The 18971-nt window shown below is 33.0% G+C and carries 20 protein-coding genes; 13 read left to right on the top strand and 7 right to left on the bottom strand.

Annotation, left to right across the window (positions count from 1 at the left end):
- The 4 genes from PLD14_02465 to mnmA all read left to right on the top strand — a co-directional run.
- Nucleotides 1–579: hypothetical protein (locus PLD14_02465; protein HPR80065.1), on the top strand; the 579-nt coding region annotated here is incomplete at its 5' end.
- A 77-nt stretch (nt 580–656) separates the two neighbouring features.
- A complete protein-coding gene (locus PLD14_02460) occupies nt 657–821 on the top strand; it encodes a hypothetical protein (GenBank protein ID HPR80064.1) in 165 nt (54 codons plus the stop codon).
- 59 nt (nt 822–880) lie between these two features.
- Complete coding sequence (locus PLD14_02455) at nt 881–1360, top strand: hypothetical protein (protein ID HPR80063.1); 480 nt, start codon at nt 881–883, stop codon at nt 1358–1360.
- Nucleotides 1357–2448, top strand: a complete 1092-nt coding sequence (gene mnmA / locus PLD14_02450) for a tRNA 2-thiouridine(34) synthase MnmA (protein HPR80062.1) — start codon at nt 1357–1359, stop codon at nt 2446–2448. The genes PLD14_02455 and mnmA overlap by 4 nt, the downstream gene beginning before the upstream one ends.
- Nucleotides 2449–2479: 31 nt before the next feature.
- On the opposite strand, the gene PLD14_02445 is transcribed toward mnmA, so the two are convergent.
- Nucleotides 2480–3217 (bottom strand): SIMPL domain-containing protein, encoded by a 738-nt coding sequence (locus PLD14_02445; protein HPR80061.1) that lies wholly within the window; start codon nt 3215–3217, stop codon nt 2480–2482.
- A 175-nt stretch (nt 3218–3392) separates the two neighbouring features.
- On the opposite strand from PLD14_02445, the gene PLD14_02440 reads away from it, so the two are divergent.
- Genes PLD14_02440 through PLD14_02415 form a run of 6 tightly spaced genes read left to right on the top strand, consistent with a single transcriptional unit; the run spans nt 3393 to nt 10063 of the window.
- Nucleotides 3393–4670 (top strand): tRNA (N(6)-L-threonylcarbamoyladenosine(37)-C(2))-methylthiotransferase, encoded by a 1278-nt coding sequence (locus PLD14_02440; protein HPR80060.1) that lies wholly within the window; start codon nt 3393–3395, stop codon nt 4668–4670.
- A gap of 53 nt (nt 4671–4723) precedes the next feature.
- Nucleotides 4724–5464, top strand: coding sequence for a hypothetical protein (locus PLD14_02435; GenBank protein ID HPR80059.1), 741 nt, complete (start codon nt 4724–4726; stop codon nt 5462–5464).
- Nucleotides 5465–5509: 45 nt separating this feature from the next.
- A complete protein-coding gene (locus PLD14_02430; protein ID HPR80058.1) occupies nt 5510–6685 on the top strand; it encodes an MFS transporter in 1176 nt (391 codons plus the stop codon).
- A gap of 57 nt (nt 6686–6742) precedes the next feature.
- Complete coding sequence (locus PLD14_02425; protein HPR80057.1) at nt 6743–7936, top strand: S41 family peptidase; 1194 nt, start codon at nt 6743–6745, stop codon at nt 7934–7936.
- Between the two features lie 5 nt (nt 7937–7941).
- Nucleotides 7942–8394, top strand: coding sequence for a 50S ribosomal protein L9 (rplI, locus tag PLD14_02420; protein HPR80056.1), 453 nt, complete (start codon nt 7942–7944; stop codon nt 8392–8394).
- 34 nt (nt 8395–8428) lie between these two features.
- On the top strand, nt 8429–10063 hold the full coding sequence (locus PLD14_02415) for a CTP synthase (protein ID HPR80055.1): 1635 nt from the start codon (nt 8429–8431) through the stop codon (nt 10061–10063).
- A 22-nt stretch (nt 10064–10085) separates the two neighbouring features.
- Here PLD14_02415 and rpmA read toward each other — a convergent pair whose 3' ends face one another.
- Nucleotides 10086–10364, bottom strand: coding sequence for a 50S ribosomal protein L27 (gene rpmA / locus PLD14_02410; protein ID HPR80054.1), 279 nt, complete (start codon nt 10362–10364; stop codon nt 10086–10088).
- A gap of 238 nt (nt 10365–10602) precedes the next feature.
- On the opposite strand from rpmA, the gene uppS reads away from it, so the two are divergent.
- The 3 genes from uppS (at nt 10603) to PLD14_02395 (ending at nt 13547) form a co-directional block, all read left to right on the top strand.
- Nucleotides 10603–11298, top strand: a complete 696-nt coding sequence (uppS, locus tag PLD14_02405) for a polyprenyl diphosphate synthase (GenBank protein ID HPR80053.1) — start codon at nt 10603–10605, stop codon at nt 11296–11298.
- A gap of 86 nt (nt 11299–11384) precedes the next feature.
- Nucleotides 11385–12017: a hypothetical protein gene (locus tag PLD14_02400; GenBank protein HPR80052.1), complete on the top strand. Its 633-nt coding sequence runs from the start codon at nt 11385–11387 to the stop codon at nt 12015–12017.
- Nucleotides 12018–12587: 570 nt separating this feature from the next.
- The gene (locus tag PLD14_02395; GenBank protein HPR80051.1) at nt 12588–13547 is read left to right on the top strand and encodes a tyrosine-type recombinase/integrase; all 960 of its coding nucleotides are present in this window, start codon (nt 12588–12590) and stop codon (nt 13545–13547) included.
- A gap of 572 nt (nt 13548–14119) precedes the next feature.
- On the opposite strand, the gene tpiA is transcribed toward PLD14_02395, so the two are convergent.
- The 5 genes from tpiA to secY form a co-directional block, all read right to left on the bottom strand.
- Nucleotides 14120–14842 carry a triose-phosphate isomerase gene (tpiA, locus tag PLD14_02390; GenBank protein ID HPR80050.1) on the bottom strand — a complete coding sequence of 241 codons (723 nt, stop codon included), beginning with the start codon at nt 14840–14842 and terminating at the stop codon, nt 14120–14122.
- A gap of 9 nt (nt 14843–14851) precedes the next feature.
- A complete protein-coding gene (galT, locus tag PLD14_02385) occupies nt 14852–15835 on the bottom strand; it encodes a galactose-1-phosphate uridylyltransferase (GenBank protein ID HPR80049.1) in 984 nt (327 codons plus the stop codon).
- Between the two features lie 338 nt (nt 15836–16173).
- Complete coding sequence (gene map, locus PLD14_02380; GenBank protein HPR80048.1) at nt 16174–16965, bottom strand: type I methionyl aminopeptidase; 792 nt, start codon at nt 16963–16965, stop codon at nt 16174–16176.
- Nucleotides 16952–17632: a nucleoside monophosphate kinase gene (locus PLD14_02375; GenBank protein HPR80047.1), complete on the bottom strand. Its 681-nt coding sequence runs from the start codon at nt 17630–17632 to the stop codon at nt 16952–16954. The genes map and PLD14_02375 overlap by 14 nt, the downstream gene beginning before the upstream one ends.
- Before the next feature lie 91 nt (nt 17633–17723).
- A complete protein-coding gene (secY, locus tag PLD14_02370; protein HPR80046.1) occupies nt 17724–18968 on the bottom strand; it encodes a preprotein translocase subunit SecY in 1245 nt (414 codons plus the stop codon).
- Nucleotides 18969–18971: the final 3 nt, after the last annotated feature.

Raw genomic sequence — 18971 nt, 5'->3', positions numbered from 1 at the left:
GTACAAACCCAGCAACAATTACAGGACGGTACAGGTACTGGCAATCAAGTACAAACCCAGCAACAATTACAGGACGGTACAGGTACTGGCAATCAAGTACAAAATCAAAATAATAATCCTACTGATAACGTAGAAAATGAAGAATCAATAAAAACAAAAATTGCTCAAGAAAGAAGAAGCCAGGTTGCTAATGCAGTTCAAGAGATGCTTCAATTAGCTGATAGAAACGGAGGAATTGGTCAACAAGTTAGAACCATTGCTCAAGAACAAAACGCTAATCAAGAACAAATAGAATCTAGTTTAGAAAAAATTCAAAATAGAAATATTTTTGTAAAGCTCGTTGTCGGACCCAATTATGGAAAAATTAATAGAGCAGAAAAAATTTTAGACCAAAATCAAGAAAAAATTCAAACTTTAAATCAAATCATGGGCCAGATCAGTAATGAAGGTGATGCACAAATATTAAAAAATCAAATTCAAATTCTTGAGCAGGTTAATGTTCAACTTCAGGAAATATTAAACGACTCACAACAAGGTTTTAGTTTGTTAGGCTGGATGTTTAAATTATTTTCAAAATAAATTATAGATTAAAAACCGACTTTTGTCGGTTTTTGTTTATGATATAATAAATTTAATAATAATGATTATAAAAAAATATGAACCAAAGTAATTCAGCTGTTTATGGTCTTGGTTTTATCGGTGCAGCTATCTATTTTATTAGCAACGCAACAACATTCTGGTTAGTAATCCTTGGATTCCTAAAAGCATTAGTCTGGCCAGCATTCCTAATTTACTATGCTTTCCAATTTTTGGCTAAATAATATAATTTTATTGTTATTTTTATTATCTTGTGTTAATTTATCCATAAGATAAAAATCAAATGGATAAATACATTTTCCCATATCAAGAACAATTAGACAGGATAAAACGTTTAGAAGAAGACATCGAACGTTTTTCGACTTCTTCGGATGATAATTTCGAAAAAGCCATAGATGCTTTTACTTCTTTTTTTATACAATGCTATCATTTGCGCGATTGGCTAGCTGAAAGCCGCTATCGCAGAAGAGATATTGATATTTTTATTTCTGGAAGTTTTTCATTGTCTCTTTGCAGAGATATAGCCAACAAACAAAAACACAAAACTATAGACAAGTACGAACCTCAGAATCATCTAGTTGAACACAAAATCGATGATAATTCTAATATCTTAACACCTATTGTTCGTTACTATGATCCTTTTAGAAAAGAGAATAGATTCGGTATCGACGTTCAAGAATTTGGAACATTAATTGACGTAATTGATTTGGCAGAAAAATGCATTGATGAGTGGGAAAAATTCCTATATATTTATTCGATATGAAGACAAAAGAAATAAAAACTGTAGCCGTTGGAATGAGTGGGGGAGTTGACTCAACTATGACCGCACTAATACTGAAAAACAAGGGATATAATGTTATTGGACTAACAATGCAGATTTGGGATAATAATCCCAATATTAAGGGAACGAGTAGCGGATGTTACGGACCAAATGAAAAATACAACATCATTGACGCAAAAAAAGCCGCTAAAATGATTGGGATAGAACATCACGTAATAAACTTACAAGAAGAATATCAAAAATCAGTTATAGATTATTTTAAAGGAGAGTATCAAAAAGGAAAAACTCCTAATCCTTGTGTCATGTGCAACTCAAAAATAAAGTTCGGACTCCTTATTGATAAAGCAATGAAAAGTGGAATCAAGTTTGACTACTTTGCAACTGGGCATTATGCCAGAGTTTCTTTTGATAAAAAGAAAGGGTTATACCTTTTAAAAAAGGGATTAGACAAAAACAAAGATCAATCATATTTTCTTTACCGATTAAAACAGAATCAATTAGCAAAAATAATGTTTCCTTTGGGTTCAAAAAAGAAAAAAGATATTAAACAATTTGCTCTGAAAAATGGATTTAAGGAATATGCTAACAAACAAGAGAGTCAAAATTTTGTAGAATGTGATAGTTATTCAGAATTACTTCCGTCTGGAAAAACAGGGATGATTATTGATTATAACGGTAAAATATTAGGAGAACACAAGGGAATCACTAATTACACTCTTGGACAGAGAAAAAATATTAATATCGGAGGATTGAAAGAGCCATATTATGTTCTTAAAATAGATTCTAAAAAAAATAGTATTGTTGTTGGACCAAGACGTCTTGCTTTCTTTAATAGGGTATCAGTCAAAAATATTAATTGGATAGTTCCGTTTAATTTAACTAAAGACAAAATTAAAGTAAAGATACGTTATGGTGCTGAATTAGCTAAAGCTAACTTTATTTCAAAAGATAAAAATAAGGCTGTCTTGGATTTTACTAAACCTCAATTTGCAGTTACGCCTGGTCAGTCAATTGTCTTTTACAATAAAGATGTTGTTGCTGGTGGAGGAATAATTGATAAAAATATATAACAAAAAAGACCCTTTCGGGTCTTTCTTTTTTTTACTTAAATGAATAAGTAATTGTTACTGTTGAAGTAATCTTGTTTTCTCCTGTTTGTATGGTTGGAGAAACAACTCCTGCACCCGCCGCCTCCATTTTATAAGAATTGGTATAATCGTATACGTATGGAGTGCTAAAGCTATCTGAGAAACTAACAATTTTAACCATCTTTACTCCTAAAGATTTTTCTAGATTTTTAGCTTTTTCTTTAGCATCCTTAATAGCTAAATTCTTAGCATCTTCTTTTACCTTTTCATCATCATCAACGATAAATGAAAGGCTGCTAATATCGTTGGCTCCCTTTTCTGTTGCTCCAGAAATTATAGCTCCTATTTTAGTCAAATCTCTAATCTTTACATTAATAGTTTGAGTAACTTCGTATCCAGTTAAGGTTCTCTTTCCTGTTTTATCACTCCATTCATAATAAGGATTAATATTAAATCCTGTTGTTTTAATATCTTTTTCTTCTACTCCTTGACCTTTAATAAATGATAAGATGTTGTTCATTTTTACAGCATTATCATTAGTTGCAGTTGCAACATCAATACCTTCTGTCTTTACTGATATATCTATCAAGCCAACATCGGGAGTAGCGTAAACTTCGCCTGTTCCAGAAACTGTAATTTTATTTTCACTAGCTTGGCTTTTCTCGCTAATTGAAGCAGCAAGAAAAGCAATAACCATTATTACTAAAACGACGATTAAAAACTGAAAGAACCTGTTTTCAAATATTTTCATGTTTTTTAATTATTAATTATTATATATTCATTATAATACATTTAATAAAAATTGCATATCCTTGTTGAAAAAACAAAGAAAATACCCTAAGATTGTATTATTAGCGAGATTAGTATAGTGGCAGTACATTTGCTTCCCAAGCAAAGGGCGCCAGTCCGATTCTGGTATCTCGCTCATGAATTTCTATCTCAAAACATATGGTTGCAAACTTAATCAAGCTGATTCTGAGCTGATTAGAGGACTATTATTAAAAGATCATGTAGAGTCTTCAAAAGAAGAAGCTGATTTTGTTGTTTTAAATACTTGCGGGGTGGTTGAAAAAACAGAAAGAAAAATATTGAAAGAAGCTGTTGAGTTAAAGAAAAAAGGTAAAAAAATTATTATCTCTGGTTGCTTGCCTTTAATATCGTTTAAAGAATGTTCTAAAGTAGCCGATGGAATAATTGGACCAACAAACATCTCTTCTATTTCTTCAATTATTAAAAAAATAATGAAAGGAGAGAGGGCTGTTGATGTTAAGAAAAAAAAGATTGATAAGTCAATTTTTTGTTTTAAAAAGAAAAGGGGAGAAAGGGAATCTTGTTCGGCAATTATTCCTATTGCTGAAGGATGCTTAGGCTCTTGTTCTTATTGTGCTACTAGGTTTGCCAGAAAAGAATTAAACTCTTTCGATGTTGCCAATATTATTAAAGAAGCAGAATCAGTTATTTCTTCTGGTTTTAAAGAAATACAATTAACTTCTCAAGACCTTTCTGTCTATGGAATAGAAAAAGGTAGTCAGATGCTTCCTGAATTATTAAAAAAATTAACAAAGATAGAAGGAGATTTTAAAATTAAATTAGGGATGATGAATCCAGGATATACCGCAAAGATGATTAAAAATCTTTTAAAAACATATGAATCGGAAAAGATATATAAGTTTATCCATATTCCATTACAATCAGGAGATGATGAGTTGTTGAAAAGTATGAATAGGGGATATTCGGTTTCAGATTTTATAAACGTCACCCAATTATTTAAAGAAAAATTCAAGGATGGAATTATTGCTACTGACATTATTGTCGGCCATCCTTTAGAAAACGAGGAGTCTTTTAATAAAACAATAAAAGTTATTAAAAAAATAAAACCAGATATAATTCATATTTTCAAATTTTCTAAAAGAAAGGGGACTCCTGATTTTAATCTAAAAGATATTCCTGACAGGATTAAAAAAGAAAGGTCAAGAATATTAACCGAACTATTTGAAAATTTAAACATAGAGAAGAATAAAAAATACTTAGGAAAGAAATTTAATGTTTTGATTATTGAAAAAAGAAAGGGTAAGTACCTAGCCAGGACTGAATCGGGCAGGGCAGTGGTGATAGATAGAGGAAAAATAGGCTCTTTTACTAACATCAAAATAGTAGATTATAGATGGAATTATTTGATAGGAAAAATTGACAAAATACAATAATATATTATACTAAAGTAAGTTCTTACTATCATGATAAGAACCGAGGATTTAAAATGGAATTTATCGAAAAAGTCCGTAATCTTTACGCAGATGGTAGAATAGAGGAGGCAATGAACGCTATCTCCTCAAAGTATCCCTTGATCGACGAAATGCCCGTAGATGTGCTCGAAGTCGAAGCATGGTGCCTCTTCCGATTCAAAAAATATGAACTGGCAGCAAAAGCCTCGCTCGTACTGGCTGAACAGGGGAGCCAGAAGGGATATGAACTTCTCGCTCAAATTGCCGGATATGTGAACAAAGATGACGAACTACTGGAGAAAATTTTCCAGAAACTACCCATCAACGTCAATGTATGTAATGCGTACGCGATACGTGCACGAGACCCAGATAGTCGTATCAGGGTAAGAAAAGTGCTCCTGTCGGCTATCTCGTACATGAACGAAGAAGAAATCTCTGTCGCCCATCTCCTCAACAACACTGCCAGACTGTTAATGGCAAAAGGTTACGAGGGCACAAACATGGACATCGTGACGGCAATAGGATTCTGGCAAATCGCCCTCTCAAAGTATGGTAGCAAAAACTACCACCATCGAGCGGCGGTCTACTACTGGCTATCGAAAGCATATGAAAAACTCGGCATGCTGAACGAAGCCGAAGAAAACGCAAAAAAATCGCTCAATCTCTGGGAAGAACAGGTTGCTCTCGACAAGAATAACCCGAAATTCCAGGAAAATCTCGAAGGAGCCAAGAGAAGATTTGAAGAGTTGCAAAAACTAAGCACCTCCAATAAATAAACTTCTCGGCTTTTTTTATTTATTTTAAAATGTTAAACTATTTCTATGAATATTTTTCCTAAAATAGAAAAAGTTGCAAAGAATGTAACCTTTGTACATTTACCTTTAATGTTTTCTTACAAACTATTCTCTTTGTATTTTCCTTTATATCTCTTAGAAAAGAACTTCTCTTTAGTTCAAGTAGGGTATACTAATTTCTTAATCTACCTTCCTATTGCTTTATTTTCTCCGATTGCTGGATATTTAAATCATAAAATCAATCCCGCAATATTGGCCTCGTTGGGAGTTTTAGGATATGGATTGTATTCTTTGGGAATGATATTCTTTCCTAATCTTTTTGTCTTTTATCTCTTACAAATAATCTTAGGAATATCAGCTGCTCTTTTCTTTGTTAGCTCTCGAGCAATAATGATGGGCTCCAATTTAAAAAATCCAGACAAAGCTTTTGCCTTCTTTTATTCAGTTCCCTCATATGCCGATGCTCTTGCTCCAGCAATCGGAGCTTTGTTGATTTGGAAATTCGGATTTATCGGAGTTTTTGCCGCCAGTGTTGTTTTCCAGATACTCACTTCCATGTATTGCTTTTTCTCCCTAAGAAAAGATTCTGAAAAATTAACTGAAGATATTGAAGTTCATGAATCTGTTAAGAACTATTCTAAAATTTTTAAAACCATGAAATTAAAAGGAACTCTTCCTTTAATTATCACTTCTTTCTTGGTTCTAATAATCAGTGGATTTAATAACACCTTCTTTGTTTTATTTTTGAAGAATATCAATTGGTCACAGAATCAAATCCTAATCTTCAGCTCCTTAATATCTATAGTTTATCTTCCTTTGTCTTATTTGGTTATAAAAATAATAAAAAAGAAGAGTGTTTCTAATATTTCTTATGGCAGTCAAATTGTTGGAATCTTTTCAATCATCCTCGGAGCTTCAGTTAGCTTCTTAAACTTTTATCTAGCTTTTATAATCATGCTTGGAAAAAATGTTGGAGGATTGATAGCCAACTCAGGAAGGAGCGGATTGCTCACAACTAAGCTTAAAAAATACCCTGAAGAGTCGGCAGCAATAGATACGATCTTTTCTCCTTTATCAACAGCCTTTGGAGCTCTAATTGGAGGCTTAATTATCGGTCCTTTAGGCTATCCTTTAATATTTGCAACCAGCGGGGTCTTGATTTTTACCTGTGGTTTATTGTCTAAAAAATCATCCATTTCTTAATGTTGTTTGCTTTTAAAAAATATGATATTCTTTAAGTATTAAATAACAAAATAATTTATGCAAAACTCGACTAAAAACATCGTTGGTTTAATTCTTATATCTCTTTCTTTTATTGCTGGGTTTTATTACCATGAATTTATCTTTCAAGAATACTATAAGGCTGCTTATTCAATAGATGGAATTGATTTTTCTTTATTAAAAAAAGCTTGGGATCAAGTATCAACTGACTACGTTGATCAAAGTAAAATCGACAAGACAAAAATGACCTACGGAGCAATTTCCGGAATGGTTAATGCTATTGGAGATCCCTATACAGAATTTTTTAACCCAGAAGAAGCTAAAAAGTTAGAACAAGATCTTGCTGGAAGCTTTGAGGGAATTGGATTACAATTGGGCATTAAAAATAATCAAATAACCGCTATCTCTCCAATTAAAGGAACTCCAGCAGAAAAGGCTGGGCTAAGACCAGGAGACATGGTTCTTGCTGTTAACGCAATATCTACTTCTAATTTATCGCTAGATGAAGTGGTCAATATGATTAGAGGACCAAAAGATACTAAAGTTACATTAACCATTTCAAGAGAAGGAGCAGAAAATAAAGATATTGTGATTACAAGAGCAGTCATTAAGGTTCCTTCAATGGATTATGAAATAAAAGAAGTTGCTAATGGAAAAAAGATAGCCATTATTACTCTTTATCAATTCTCAGATACGGTCTACCAAGATTTTAAAACTGCGGCTATCGATATTTTAAACAATAATGTTTCAGGAATTATTCTTGATATGAGAAGTAATCCTGGAGGATTAGTTAATCAAGCAACAAGTATTGCCGGATGGTTCTTAGATAAAGGACAATTAATTCTTTCTGAACAAGACAAAAATGGAGAAAAGACAGAGTTAACATCAAACGGACCATCAAACTTTGCTTCAATACCTCTCGTTGTTTTAATTAATGACGGAAGTGCCTCTGCCTCAGAGATATTAGCTGGAGCATTAAAAGATGATAGAAAAGTACCAATAATTGGAGTAACTTCCTTTGGTAAAGGAACTGTTCAGCAAATAATTAATCTTGATGATGGTTCAAGTTTAAAGATTACTACTGCTAAATGGTACACTCCTTCAGGAGTCAGGATACAAGACACTGGAATTGAACCAGATATTAAAGTAGATTTAACACAAAAAGATTACGAACAAAACAAAGATCCTCAGTTAGATAGAGCCTTGCAAGAACTAGAAAAAATAATAAAATAGTATATATGAAGGTTATATTATTAAAAGACGTACCCAATACAGGAAAAAAAAATGATATTAAAGAGGTTTCTCCTGGTTTTGCCAGAAACTTTTTAATTCCTAAAAAATTAGCTGTAGTTGCCGATAATGATTCTTTGAAAAAGCTCGAAATAAAAAAGAAAGTTGAATCAGAGAATGCAACCAAAGAATTGAAAGAGGTCGAAGCTATTGTTTCTAAAATTGATGGGCAAGAGATTGAAATTAATATTAAAACAGGAAAAGAAGGACAGCTTTTTGAATCAGTCAATAAACAAAAAATTAGCGAACGTTTAAAAGAAATGGGATATAATATTGATAAAGAAGATGTTATTTTAGAAACTCCCATCAAAGAAGCAGGTGAATTTCCAATCAAATTAAAATTCGGACACAATTTGGAAGCAGAGGTAAGAATAATAATTAAAGGTTTAGAAGAGAAATAGTTTTTATTTCTCTTTTTGTGATTAATACATAGATATGGCATATTACATTTTTGTTGCTGGTGGAGTCATGAGTAGCGTAGGAAAGGGAGCAGCTACTGCCTCAATCGGAAAAATACTACAAGGAAAAGGATTTAGAGTTTCAGCTGTCAAAATTGATCCATATATTAATGTTGATGCTGGAACTATGAACCCCATTGAACATGGAGAAACTTTTGTTACTGACGATGGAACTGAATGCGATCAAGATGTAGGTAATTATGAAAGATTCTTAAATATTAATTTATCAACTGATAACTACATGACTACTGGCCGTGTTTACCAAGCAGTTATTCAAAGAGAAAGAAATCTTGAATTTAACGGAAGATGCGTAGAAGTAGTTCCTGATATTCCTAATGAAGTAATCGCTCGAATTGAAAAAGTAGCTAAAAAGGATAGGGCTGATTTTGTGATGATTGAAATTGGCGGAACAGTGGGAGAATATCAAAACCTATTATTCCTAGAGGCAGCGAGAATGATGAAACTTAAATATCCCAAGAAAGTTCTTTTTACTTTGGTAACATATTTACCGACTATAAAGACAATTGGGGAAATGAAAACCAAGCCAACTCAAACTTCATCCAGATTATTAAACGAAGCAGGGATTCAGCCTGATTTTATTTTAGGTAGAGCATCGGTTCCATTAGATGAACCGAGAAAAAGAAAAATATCTATTTTTTGCAATCTAGATCCTAAGGATGTTATTTCCGCTCCTGATGTTGATTCGATTTATGAAATACCTATTAATTATGAAAAAGAAGGGTTGGGAGATAGAATATTGAAAAAGTTAAAATTGAGAGCTAGAACTAGAAATATGGCAGAATGGGATAAGATGGTTAGCATAATTAAGAAAGAGAAAAAAGATGTAAAGATTGGAATTGTTGGAAAATATTTTGAATCTGGAGAATTTTCTTTGACTGATTCATATATCTCTGTAATTGAAGCAGTAAAACATGCTGCTTGGGCTAATAATAGAAATCCTGATATACATTGGCTATCAGCTCAGAAATTTGAAACAGGGGATAAGGATGAATTAAATAAATTAAAAGAATACGACGGCATTATTGTTCCTGGTGGTTTCGGTACAAGAGGAATAGAAGGGAAGATAAAGGTAATAGAATATTGCAGAAAGAATAAAATTCCTTTCTTAGGATTGTGTTTGGGCTTACAACTAGCGACAATTGAATTTGCTAGAAATGTTTGTGGAATCAAAGATGCAACTTCTAGAGAATTTAATGCTAATGCTAAAAATCCAGTAATTGATTTAATGGAAGAACAAAAGGATTTAATGAAAAAGCACAATTACGGGGGGACAATGAGATTGGGAACTTGGGACTGTAAAATTAATAAGGGAACTATCAGTTTCAAGTCTTACAAAAATGAATTAATTTCAGAAAGACATAGACACAGATATGAAGTAAATAATAATTACAGAGACTCGCTTATTTCCAAAGGATTGATTATCGGGGGAATTAACACCAAGAAAGATTTAGTTGAAATTATTGAATTAAAAAATCATCCTTTCTTTGTTGGGGTTCAGTTCCATCCAGAACTTAAATCAAGACCGTTAGCTCCGCATCCTTTATTTAGAGAATTTATCAAAGTAGCGGGAAATAAAAAACCAGAGGCCTAAACCTCTGGTTTCTCTTTTTAATTTATTTAGCGTCTACATTCACCACTTTGGTTAATCTCTGAGAACCATCAAATATCTTCTTTCTTTTTGTTTCAAAAGAAACAAGACCATCTTTCATAGAGTAAAGGGTATTATCTTTACCCATCTTGACGTTCTTTCCAGGAATAAATTTAGAACCTCTTTGGCGTATGATAATAGAGCCAATTTTAGCTTTTTGGCCTTCGAATAATTTGACTCCTAAATATTTTGGTTGAGAATCTCTTCCCAAGCGGCTTGTACCCGCGGCTTTGGTTGTTGCCATTTTGACTCTTTGTCGATTTTACCTTAAGATATATGTATTAAATCGGCAGTTATTATTAACAAAGAAATGGTAACAAAAATATTGAATTTTGTCAAAGAAAATCAAGATAAAATAGTCCTTGTTGTCTGTATAATCCTAATCTCCATTTTATGCTTTTCTTTAGGATATATCTTTGCTAAAAATCAAGAAAAACAACCAATAAAGATAATAGAAGGGAAAGGTCTAATTTTAACACAAAATGAAAATTCCTAATCACGTCGCAATCATCCCGGATGGCAACAGGCGCTGGGCCAAGAAAAGAAATCTAGCTACTTTTTTAGGTCATGAAAAGGGAAGTGATACTTCAGAAAAAATAATCGAGAAAGCCCTAGAAATGAAGATTCCATATTTAACAATATGGGGTAGTTCTTTGGATAATATTTTAAAAAGATCTAAAAGCGAAGTTAACTGCCTCTTTAAGATATTTGAAAAAGAATTTAACAAATTGGCTGAAAATGAAAATGTTCATAAAAATAAGGTAAAGGTAGAAGTAATAGGGAAGTGGAGAGAATATTTTCCCGAATCAACAAAGAAAGCAATTGAGAACACAATTAAAAAAACAAAAAACTACGATAAATATTTAATTACTTTTTTAATGGCCTACAACGGAACCGATGAGATGATTGATTGCATTAAAAAGATAAAAGAAAAAAGGGGAGAGGTGAATGAAAAAACTATCATAGAAAACCTTTGGACTAAAGATTTACCTCCCGTTGATTTATTAATCAGAACTGGGTGTGAAAATGATCCTCATCTTTCCGCTGGTTTTATGATGTGGCACACCGCTTATTCTCAATTATACTTTACTAATAAATATTTTCCTGACTTTAAGGAAAAACAATTTGAAGAAGCGATAAGAGACTATATCGAAAGGGATAGAAGGAAGGGGTCTTGACATTATTTATTGACTATTCTATAATATTTATATAATTTAACAGTTCTTTAAATTTATAAATTTCTTACCTTTCTGAGGTGTTTTAAATGCAGACCTACAATGTTGAAGAAATGCCCCTGATCATTATTCAGGGAAGCTTCTCAAATGAAGAAGCCGTTCCGAAATCATTAAAAATGATTATCCCGGAAACAGTAACGCAATCAGAACTTCGTCGTTCAAGGGAGGGCGTAGGCTACATGGTTGACATTCGAGATGGATGCTCAACAACGGACCTTTTGTCCGACATCAAAAAATCTGGGTATGAATTGGTAGATGCATTCTATCAACCAAGAGTCAATCCAAAAGACCCAACCCACAGGAGCCGATACTTCATGGTCCGGTATACCTTTGCAAGGAAAGAGAACGCAGAACCATCTGCAGAATTCCTTACCAAAAAAACCACCATTGAAAATGACCTACAAAAGCTTCTTTCGGAAGCAATCTGGAGAATCAGATTCTTCCTCAATCCGTTCTTCAAGGATGGAAAAGTTATTGAAGGATGTCAGGTGGCAAGTATCAACCTTGAAGCCCGTAAGCCTCTCTTCCTTCCAAATGGACAATCTGTTGTCCAATGGAACAGAGACCAGCAAGGTAACAAGATAGGCGATGCGCCTGAACCGATAAAGGCAAAAACGATCTTCCGTGTCAGCGAATCAACTATCTCATTCGCCGAGGCATAATGATGACTGATACAGATTTTCAAAAACGGCTGAACCTCCTTATGCTACACATAAGGGAAGGGGCTTCCGAAATGGAAGCAGAAAGGGAATTCGAAGATGTGCTCAATTATGCCATCTTTCCCAGGGAAAAGAATTTAGCCCAGGAAAAATATTCCGAAGCTATGAATTCCCGCAAGCGTATTGCAACGTGAACAAAGTTCTTATAATACTAAGAACTTATTTTTTTACAAAAACATGCGAGGGAATAGGACTTGACAGTCCGCAAAGCCTAATATATTATTAAATCATAAACGTCGGACAATGTAGGTTAAGCGACATTTCAGGGGGTTTAAAAGCCCGTGTTACATATCTATCGTTGTTTTACACGTTTTAGCCCTAAAATCACGAGCTTTTAAAATGCGTTTATAGAAATCATTTGATAAACATATCATCTATAATTATTTTAATTATTCCCTGAAAATATTTTTATAAATAATTTCATAAAAATAAAATTAAATTGTTTAACAACGAATCAATGTTTTACAATTAGCCTCTAATTTACGTTTCTACAATAACAATGACTATTAATACATGCAAAAATCTAATAAACCAATCATAAAACATATTCCTGACTTTTTAGACTATTGTGAAATAGAAAAAGGTCTATCTGATAATACTCAGAAAAATTACAGCCGCTATTTAAAAAAATTTACTGACTGGTTGAGGGCTACAAAAAAAGAAAATATGTTGCCTCATGATTTAACTCCTGAAGAGGTTTGGAACTACAGACTATTCTTAGCTAGGTTTAAGGACCCGAATCATGACAAGCCACTGTCTAAGCTGACTCAGAACTATTACCTAATCGCTCTACGATCGCTTTTGAGCTTCTTCACTGATAAAGATATCATCTCTTTGCCAGCTGATAAGATACAGTTACCCAAGGATGCCAAAAAAGAAAAAACAGTAAAGTTTTTGACTCTTGATCAGATAGAAAAATTATTACTTGCTCCCAATACTGAAACTAATGATGGTTTGCGCGATCGAGCTATCTTAGAATCATTCTTTTCAACCGGATTAAGAATTGCTGAATTAGTGGCCCTCAATAAAGAGCAATTTAAAGCACTAAGTGATAAGAAAGATCTTGAACTTGGCATTATCGGCAAAGGTAAGCATCCACGTACTGTTTACTTCTCGGAACGAGCCCTAAATTGGGTCAAAAAATACCTTAAAACACGCGATGATGATGACAAAGCTCTCTTTATTCATTATAGGGCTAAAACCTCCTCAGAGAGCCGTTTAACGCCTCGTTCTATAGAAAGAATCGTTAAGAAATATGCTACGCTTGGCAACATTCCTTTCTTTACTACGCCGCACACTTTAAGACATAGTTATGCTACAGATTTACTTAGTCAAGGAGTTGATTTAAGAACTATTCAAGAATTCTTAGGACACAAAAATATTGCCACTACTCAGATATACACCCATGTCACAAATAAAAGATTAAGAGATGTTCATCGACAATTTCACAGTGGCAAAAATATGAAAAACTAATATCACCTACTCCCCTTTAAATATGTTACATATATATGTCGCACAATATTATTGCATTTTCTAAAATTATTGATATATTAAAAACAGTACATTGTACTTGGGAGGGATAACAAAACATGTGTTGTATTGCATTCATTTGTTGAGCAACTGACTATCCACCCTAATTGCTCTACTGGAGATGTGACCTGTCGGAATATAAGACGGTCAGAATCGGAGTTTATCTCTTGAAATATGTGCACTGCAAAAATAGGAGGAATAAGAATGTCTCCATCCCCCGGATATGGTGTCCCAGTCTCAGCGATCGTCGTCCGATGAAGGACGACTTTGAAAGCACTCTGTGCGGTACCGAATGGGAAGCATGATTTATACATCTGCTTCCCCATGAACATCTTGCCAAAAATTAAAAAAAGAGTATACTTAATTTAGCACACCAAGGAGGTGATTTTTATTTCTTTATTCGAGTTATTTGTTACAATTCGTAAAAACGAAAAAACGAGACCGATATAAATCGGCCAAATCATTCTTCATTTTATGGAAGACATTATCTTCCGCATCTCACAAATTGCTCCGCTTTAGGCGGATTTTATTAACTTCAAAAATTCATCAGCTTTAAGAGAGGCTCCTCCGACTAAGACTCCGTCCATCTGAGCTTCTGTAATATATGAATTAACGTTGCTTGAATCAACGCTTCCTCCGTAAAGAATTCTAATGTTTTTTGCAATCTCTTGATTGAATTTCTTTGTTAAAAATTCTCGAATAAAGGCTCTCACCTCTTTAATGTCTTTTATTTCCGCAAACTTCCCTGTTCCAATCGCCCAAACTGGTTCGTAAGCTAAAATAATTTTCTCCGGACTTGAAATATTATTTAGACAAGCATCTAATTGTTCTGATAATATTTCAAATGTTTTGCCCTCTTCCCTCTCTTCCCTCTTTTCTCCTATGCAAAGAATTGGGACTATTTTAGACTCTAAAACCTTAATTAATTTAGAATTAATCTCTTCATTATTTTCTTTAAAAATATTCCTTCTTTCAGAATGGCCCAAAATAACATACTTAACTCCAATACCTTCAAGCATTGAAACAGAATTTTCTCCCGTAAAAGCTCCTTCTTTATCAAAACAGTTTTGTGCGCCAAAAGGAATCTTATCGCTGATTAAAGAATTAATAAAAACAAACGGAGGACAGATAATAACGTCTTCTTCATTAATTCCATTAATTACTTTTTCTAATAACTCCTTTGCTTCTGATAAGCTTTTAGGATTACATTTCCAATTAGCAACAATTAGTGGTTTCATATGTTTTATTTATTTTTGTTTTCTTAAGAATAAAGCTTGATCCTCGGGACTACTAGAGAGTACTTCCATCTGAGCTCCCATTTCAAATCCAGCTAACGGATATCTTCTCGGAAAGACAGAAATATACCAATGAAAGCATGGATATTCTTTATCTAATGGAGCGGTATGTAAATAAAAATTGTAGGGAGGATTCTTTAATCCTTTATACATCCTTGATAATATCTTCTTTAATATTTCAGCTAAACTTTCTTTTTCTTTTTCAGTAATTTCCTCAAACCTTGAAGAATGTTTTTGGGGGGTAATTATTGTCTGGAACGTAAATTTAGGAGCAAAAGGAATATAAGCAATAAAATCTTTATTTTCAAAAACAATTCTTTTTTTAAACTTCTTTTCCTCTTTATTCACTTTGCACCTAAGACACTCCTTGTTTTCTTTAAAATATTTACTGTGATTATCTAGTGTAATCCTGAATTCTTTATCAATCAAAGGAACAGTTAAAATCTGTGAATGAGGATGAGACTGGCTTGACCCAGCTTCTTTGCCATGATTATGGAAAATAACAACATTCTTAACAAAATTATAATTTCTAAATTCAACAATTCTTTCTTGATAGCAAGTAAAAACTTCTTTAATTTTGTCTAATGGTAAAAGAGCTAAACTTTTTTCATGGTCTTTTGTTATAACTAATTCATGGAATCCAGCAGATTTAATTTTAGAATAAATATCGTTTTCTTTTTCTTTTTTATTTTTTTGAAAAGGAACAAAAACAGGATATTTATTAGGAATAACAATAGTTGTCCAATCTTTAATATCTTTATTATCACTCCTTATGCCATTTGAATAAACTAAAACAGGCTTTTCTTGTGTTTTAATGTTGCAAAACGGACAACCTATAATTGCCTTCTTTTTATATCTATCAGCACGAATCGGAGAAACAATGACCCAGTCATCGTTTAATAAATCGTATCTTAGTTCTGTTTCTTTATTATTCATACAGATATTCTATCATTTTAAGTTAATTTTTACAAAAAAAGACTAAAATTAATTAGATCTTTTTGCGGTTTAGAGTTAACGACTTTTTGGTCGAACGGGATATGGCCCTTCGAAATCTTCCTGGTCGATATCGACCCCAAAAACATCAAGCACTCTATTCCTTGCTATTATATGCTGCTCTTCTTGGTCCATTAATAGTTCCTCCTTTATACTTACAGTCTCGCTGTAGTACCGACCGCTCCAAGCTAGCTTTTAAAGGAACGGATAAAATATATAAAAACTTCTATACTTTATTCGTTCCTCAATATTTTACCTTTCTATATTATAAATATAATATATTATTCTGTCAATACCTTAACTCCGTCCTTAGTAACTACTACCATATCTTCAAAATGAGCAGACAAAGACTTGTCTTCTGTAATATATGCCATTCCCCTCTTTTTTATTTCATAATCTCCCATGGAAAGCATTGGTTCAATACAAAAAACCATCCCCTCTTTCATCACTTCTCCCCAGCTTTTCTTACCATAATTTAAAACATCTGGATCTTCGTGCAATTCAGCTCCGATTCCATGGCCACATAAGTTCCTAATAGCACTAAATCCCTGTTGTTCGGAAAACCTGCATATCGCCTCGCCTAATTCACCAAACGTGTTTCCGGGCCTAACCTTGGAAATACCCCTCTTTAAAGCCTTTTTGGTGGCTTTAACGAGCCTTTGGATTTCAGGATTAACCTCCCCAACTAGGTAGGTTCTAGCCATATCCGTATGAAATCCTTTTTTTAAGTTAGGATATTTATTTTCATCAATCTCTGAAACAAATTTATTCAAAGGAAAAAATATTCCCAAATCTAAAGAAACAATGTCTCCATTTTTTAAAACCCTATTATCGGGAATTCCATGGACTATTTCTTCGTTAATAGAAAAACAGAGACAAGACGGAAATCCGTCCTGTCCTTTAAAACTAAATTCTCCTCCATTTTCTTTAATCATCTTTTCAGCCATTTTTTCCATCTCTATTCCTGAAACACCAATCGCAACATGAGAACCCAATTCATCAACAATTGATTTCAGTATTTTCCCACCTTTAGCCATCACCTCTATTTCTTCTTTTGTTTTAATTGTTATCATCTTTTTCAATTTCTTTCATGATATCATTGAAGACATTTTCAACTGACTGTTCTCCATTAATTTTTATCAATTTTCCCATTGATTCGTAGTGATTAACTGTTTCTTCAACTTCATCTCTAAACCACTCTAATCTCTTTTTAGTTCCTTCAATCGTATCTTCTGCTCTAGTAATCAATTTTTCTCCACAATTTGAACAAATATCTAAATCGTTAGAACCAGAAACAATAACGATGTTTCCACATTTAGGACAAATCTTTCTTTTGGCGATTCTATTAATGGCTTCTTCATCAGAAATATCGATAAGCATAATCTTAACCCGCTTTTCCCAATTAAACCATCCCAAAGCGTCGTCTAATAATTTCGCCTCTAATAATTTCCTTGGAGAACCATCAAGAATAACTCCCTTAAATTCTTCTTTTCTATTTTTAAATTCTTCAAACTTTTCCATCCATAATTTAAAAACTACTGGGGCAGGAACAATTCCTCCATTATCAATAACATCAGCGATCTTTTTAGCAGAAAAATCTCCCACCTTTTTTCTTTCTCTCAGTAATGCTCCCGTACCTAAAAAATCTAACCCAAGCTTATCTTTCAAAAGATTGACTTGAGTTCCTTTTCCTGAACCAGACTTACCCAATAGTATTAAGATCAAAGGAGACTTTTCCATATATTTTCTTTTATGCTTATGTCTTATTATAAAATACAAAACAAAAAAATAGAAGACTGGTTTGTCCCCAATCTTCTATTCCTTAAATTAATTATGAATCATATTCTCTCATTTCTAATTGAGAATTGATTTGTTTCATTGTATCTAGGGCTACCGAAACGATAATAATTAGAGCAGTTCCCCCAATTAAAAATTTAAATTGTTGGATTCCAGTAACGCCTTGGACTATTGAAGGCATAACAGCAATTAATCCCAAACTAGTTGCACCAACAACTAAAACTTTTGATAAAATTGATTGTAAAAATTGAGCCGTATTTTCACCTGGTCTAATTCCTGGAATAAAACCTCCCATTTTTTGTAAATTAGTTGAAACACTCTTAGGATCAAATGTAACTGCGGTATAGAAGAATGTAAAAACAAATACTAATAAGAAATATAATATTCCATAAACCCACTCATTACCTAAAGCGTCTTTAACAAAACTCCAATTAAAGAATGAAGCAAGCATTGATGGAATCATTAGAATAGAAATGGCGAAGATGACAGGTATAACTCCAGCTGGGTTAATATTTAAAGGTAAATAAGTTGAAGCACCGCCATACATTTTGTTTCCTCTAACTCTCTTAGCATAAGATACGGGTATATTCCTTCTTCCTTCATTAATTAAAACCACTCCAGCAATAATTACAATTGATAAAATTAAAAATAAACCATATGAGAATATCTGTCCTTGGTCAAAAGTTAACAAAGCCTTTTGAATATTATTAGGAATATCAGCAACGATACCAGCAAAAATTAATAATGATACTCCATTCCCAATTCCCTTTTCAGAAATTAATTCTCCTAACCACATCATTAAAGTTGAACCGGCAGTAATTGCTGCGATAGCTGCAATAATAGTCATTGGATCTAATGCTCCAATTACTCCTTGAGATTTTAAATAAAATATCATTGCATAACCTTGAATCATGGCTAAAGGCACTCCAGCGATTCTACAGTACTGATTAAATTTCTGTTGCCCTGCTGCTCCTTCTTCTTTATATAATTTTTCAATCTGAGGAAAAATCATCGTTAAAAGCTGGAAAACGATAACAGCTGTGATGTAAGGTCCAAGACCAAGCATAACAATTGAAACCTTGTCTAATGCTCCTCCGGTAAATAAGTTCATCATTCCAAAGAACTGATTGCCAGCAAAGAATTGCTGAATTTTTGCAACATCAATTCCAGGGATTGGAATATTAGCCATCAATCTAAAGGTAGCAAAAATTCCTAAAACAAAAAGTATCTTATATCTTAAGTCTTTTGCCTTAAAAATTTCTGTAATCTTTTTGAACATAGT

Source organism: Candidatus Pacearchaeota archaeon (assembly GCA_035404185.1).
Lineage (GTDB): Bacteria > Patescibacteriota > Minisyncoccia > Minisyncoccales > Minisyncoccaceae > UBA2211.
The sequence above is the reverse complement of the archived record's forward strand: the minus strand, read 5'-3'. Positions and strand labels throughout refer to the sequence as shown.

Excerpts from the sequence above, each read along its gene's own strand:
- PLD14_02460 (HPR80064.1), top strand. The coding sequence starts at position 657 with ATGAACCAAAGTAATTCAGCTGTTTATGGTCTTGGTTTTATCGGTGCA.
- PLD14_02455 (HPR80063.1), top strand. The coding sequence starts at position 881 with ATGGATAAATACATTTTCCCATATCAAGAACAATTAGACAGGATAAAA.
- mnmA (HPR80062.1), top strand. The coding sequence starts at position 1,357 with ATGAAGACAAAAGAAATAAAAACTGTAGCCGTTGGAATGAGTGGGGGA.
- PLD14_02445 (HPR80061.1), bottom strand. The coding sequence starts at position 3,217 with ATGAAAATATTTGAAAACAGGTTCTTTCAGTTTTTAATCGTCGTTTTA.
- PLD14_02440 (HPR80060.1), top strand. The coding sequence starts at position 3,393 with ATGAATTTCTATCTCAAAACATATGGTTGCAAACTTAATCAAGCTGAT.
- PLD14_02435 (HPR80059.1), top strand. The coding sequence starts at position 4,724 with ATGGAATTTATCGAAAAAGTCCGTAATCTTTACGCAGATGGTAGAATA.
- PLD14_02430 (HPR80058.1), top strand. The coding sequence starts at position 5,510 with ATGAATATTTTTCCTAAAATAGAAAAAGTTGCAAAGAATGTAACCTTT.
- PLD14_02425 (HPR80057.1), top strand. The coding sequence starts at position 6,743 with ATGCAAAACTCGACTAAAAACATCGTTGGTTTAATTCTTATATCTCTT.
- rplI (HPR80056.1), top strand. The coding sequence starts at position 7,942 with ATGAAGGTTATATTATTAAAAGACGTACCCAATACAGGAAAAAAAAAT.
- PLD14_02415 (HPR80055.1), top strand. The coding sequence starts at position 8,429 with ATGGCATATTACATTTTTGTTGCTGGTGGAGTCATGAGTAGCGTAGGA.
- rpmA (HPR80054.1), bottom strand. The coding sequence starts at position 10,364 with ATGGCAACAACCAAAGCCGCGGGTACAAGCCGCTTGGGAAGAGATTCT.
- uppS (HPR80053.1), top strand. The coding sequence starts at position 10,603 with ATGAAAATTCCTAATCACGTCGCAATCATCCCGGATGGCAACAGGCGC.
- PLD14_02400 (HPR80052.1), top strand. The coding sequence starts at position 11,385 with ATGCAGACCTACAATGTTGAAGAAATGCCCCTGATCATTATTCAGGGA.
- PLD14_02395 (HPR80051.1), top strand. The coding sequence starts at position 12,588 with ATGCAAAAATCTAATAAACCAATCATAAAACATATTCCTGACTTTTTA.
- tpiA (HPR80050.1), bottom strand. The coding sequence starts at position 14,842 with ATGAAACCACTAATTGTTGCTAATTGGAAATGTAATCCTAAAAGCTTA.
- galT (HPR80049.1), bottom strand. The coding sequence starts at position 15,835 with ATGAATAATAAAGAAACAGAACTAAGATACGATTTATTAAACGATGAC.
- map (HPR80048.1), bottom strand. The coding sequence starts at position 16,965 with ATGATAACAATTAAAACAAAAGAAGAAATAGAGGTGATGGCTAAAGGT.
- PLD14_02375 (HPR80047.1), bottom strand. The coding sequence starts at position 17,632 with ATGGAAAAGTCTCCTTTGATCTTAATACTATTGGGTAAGTCTGGTTCA.
- secY (HPR80046.1), bottom strand. The coding sequence starts at position 18,968 with ATGTTCAAAAAGATTACAGAAATTTTTAAGGCAAAAGACTTAAGATAT.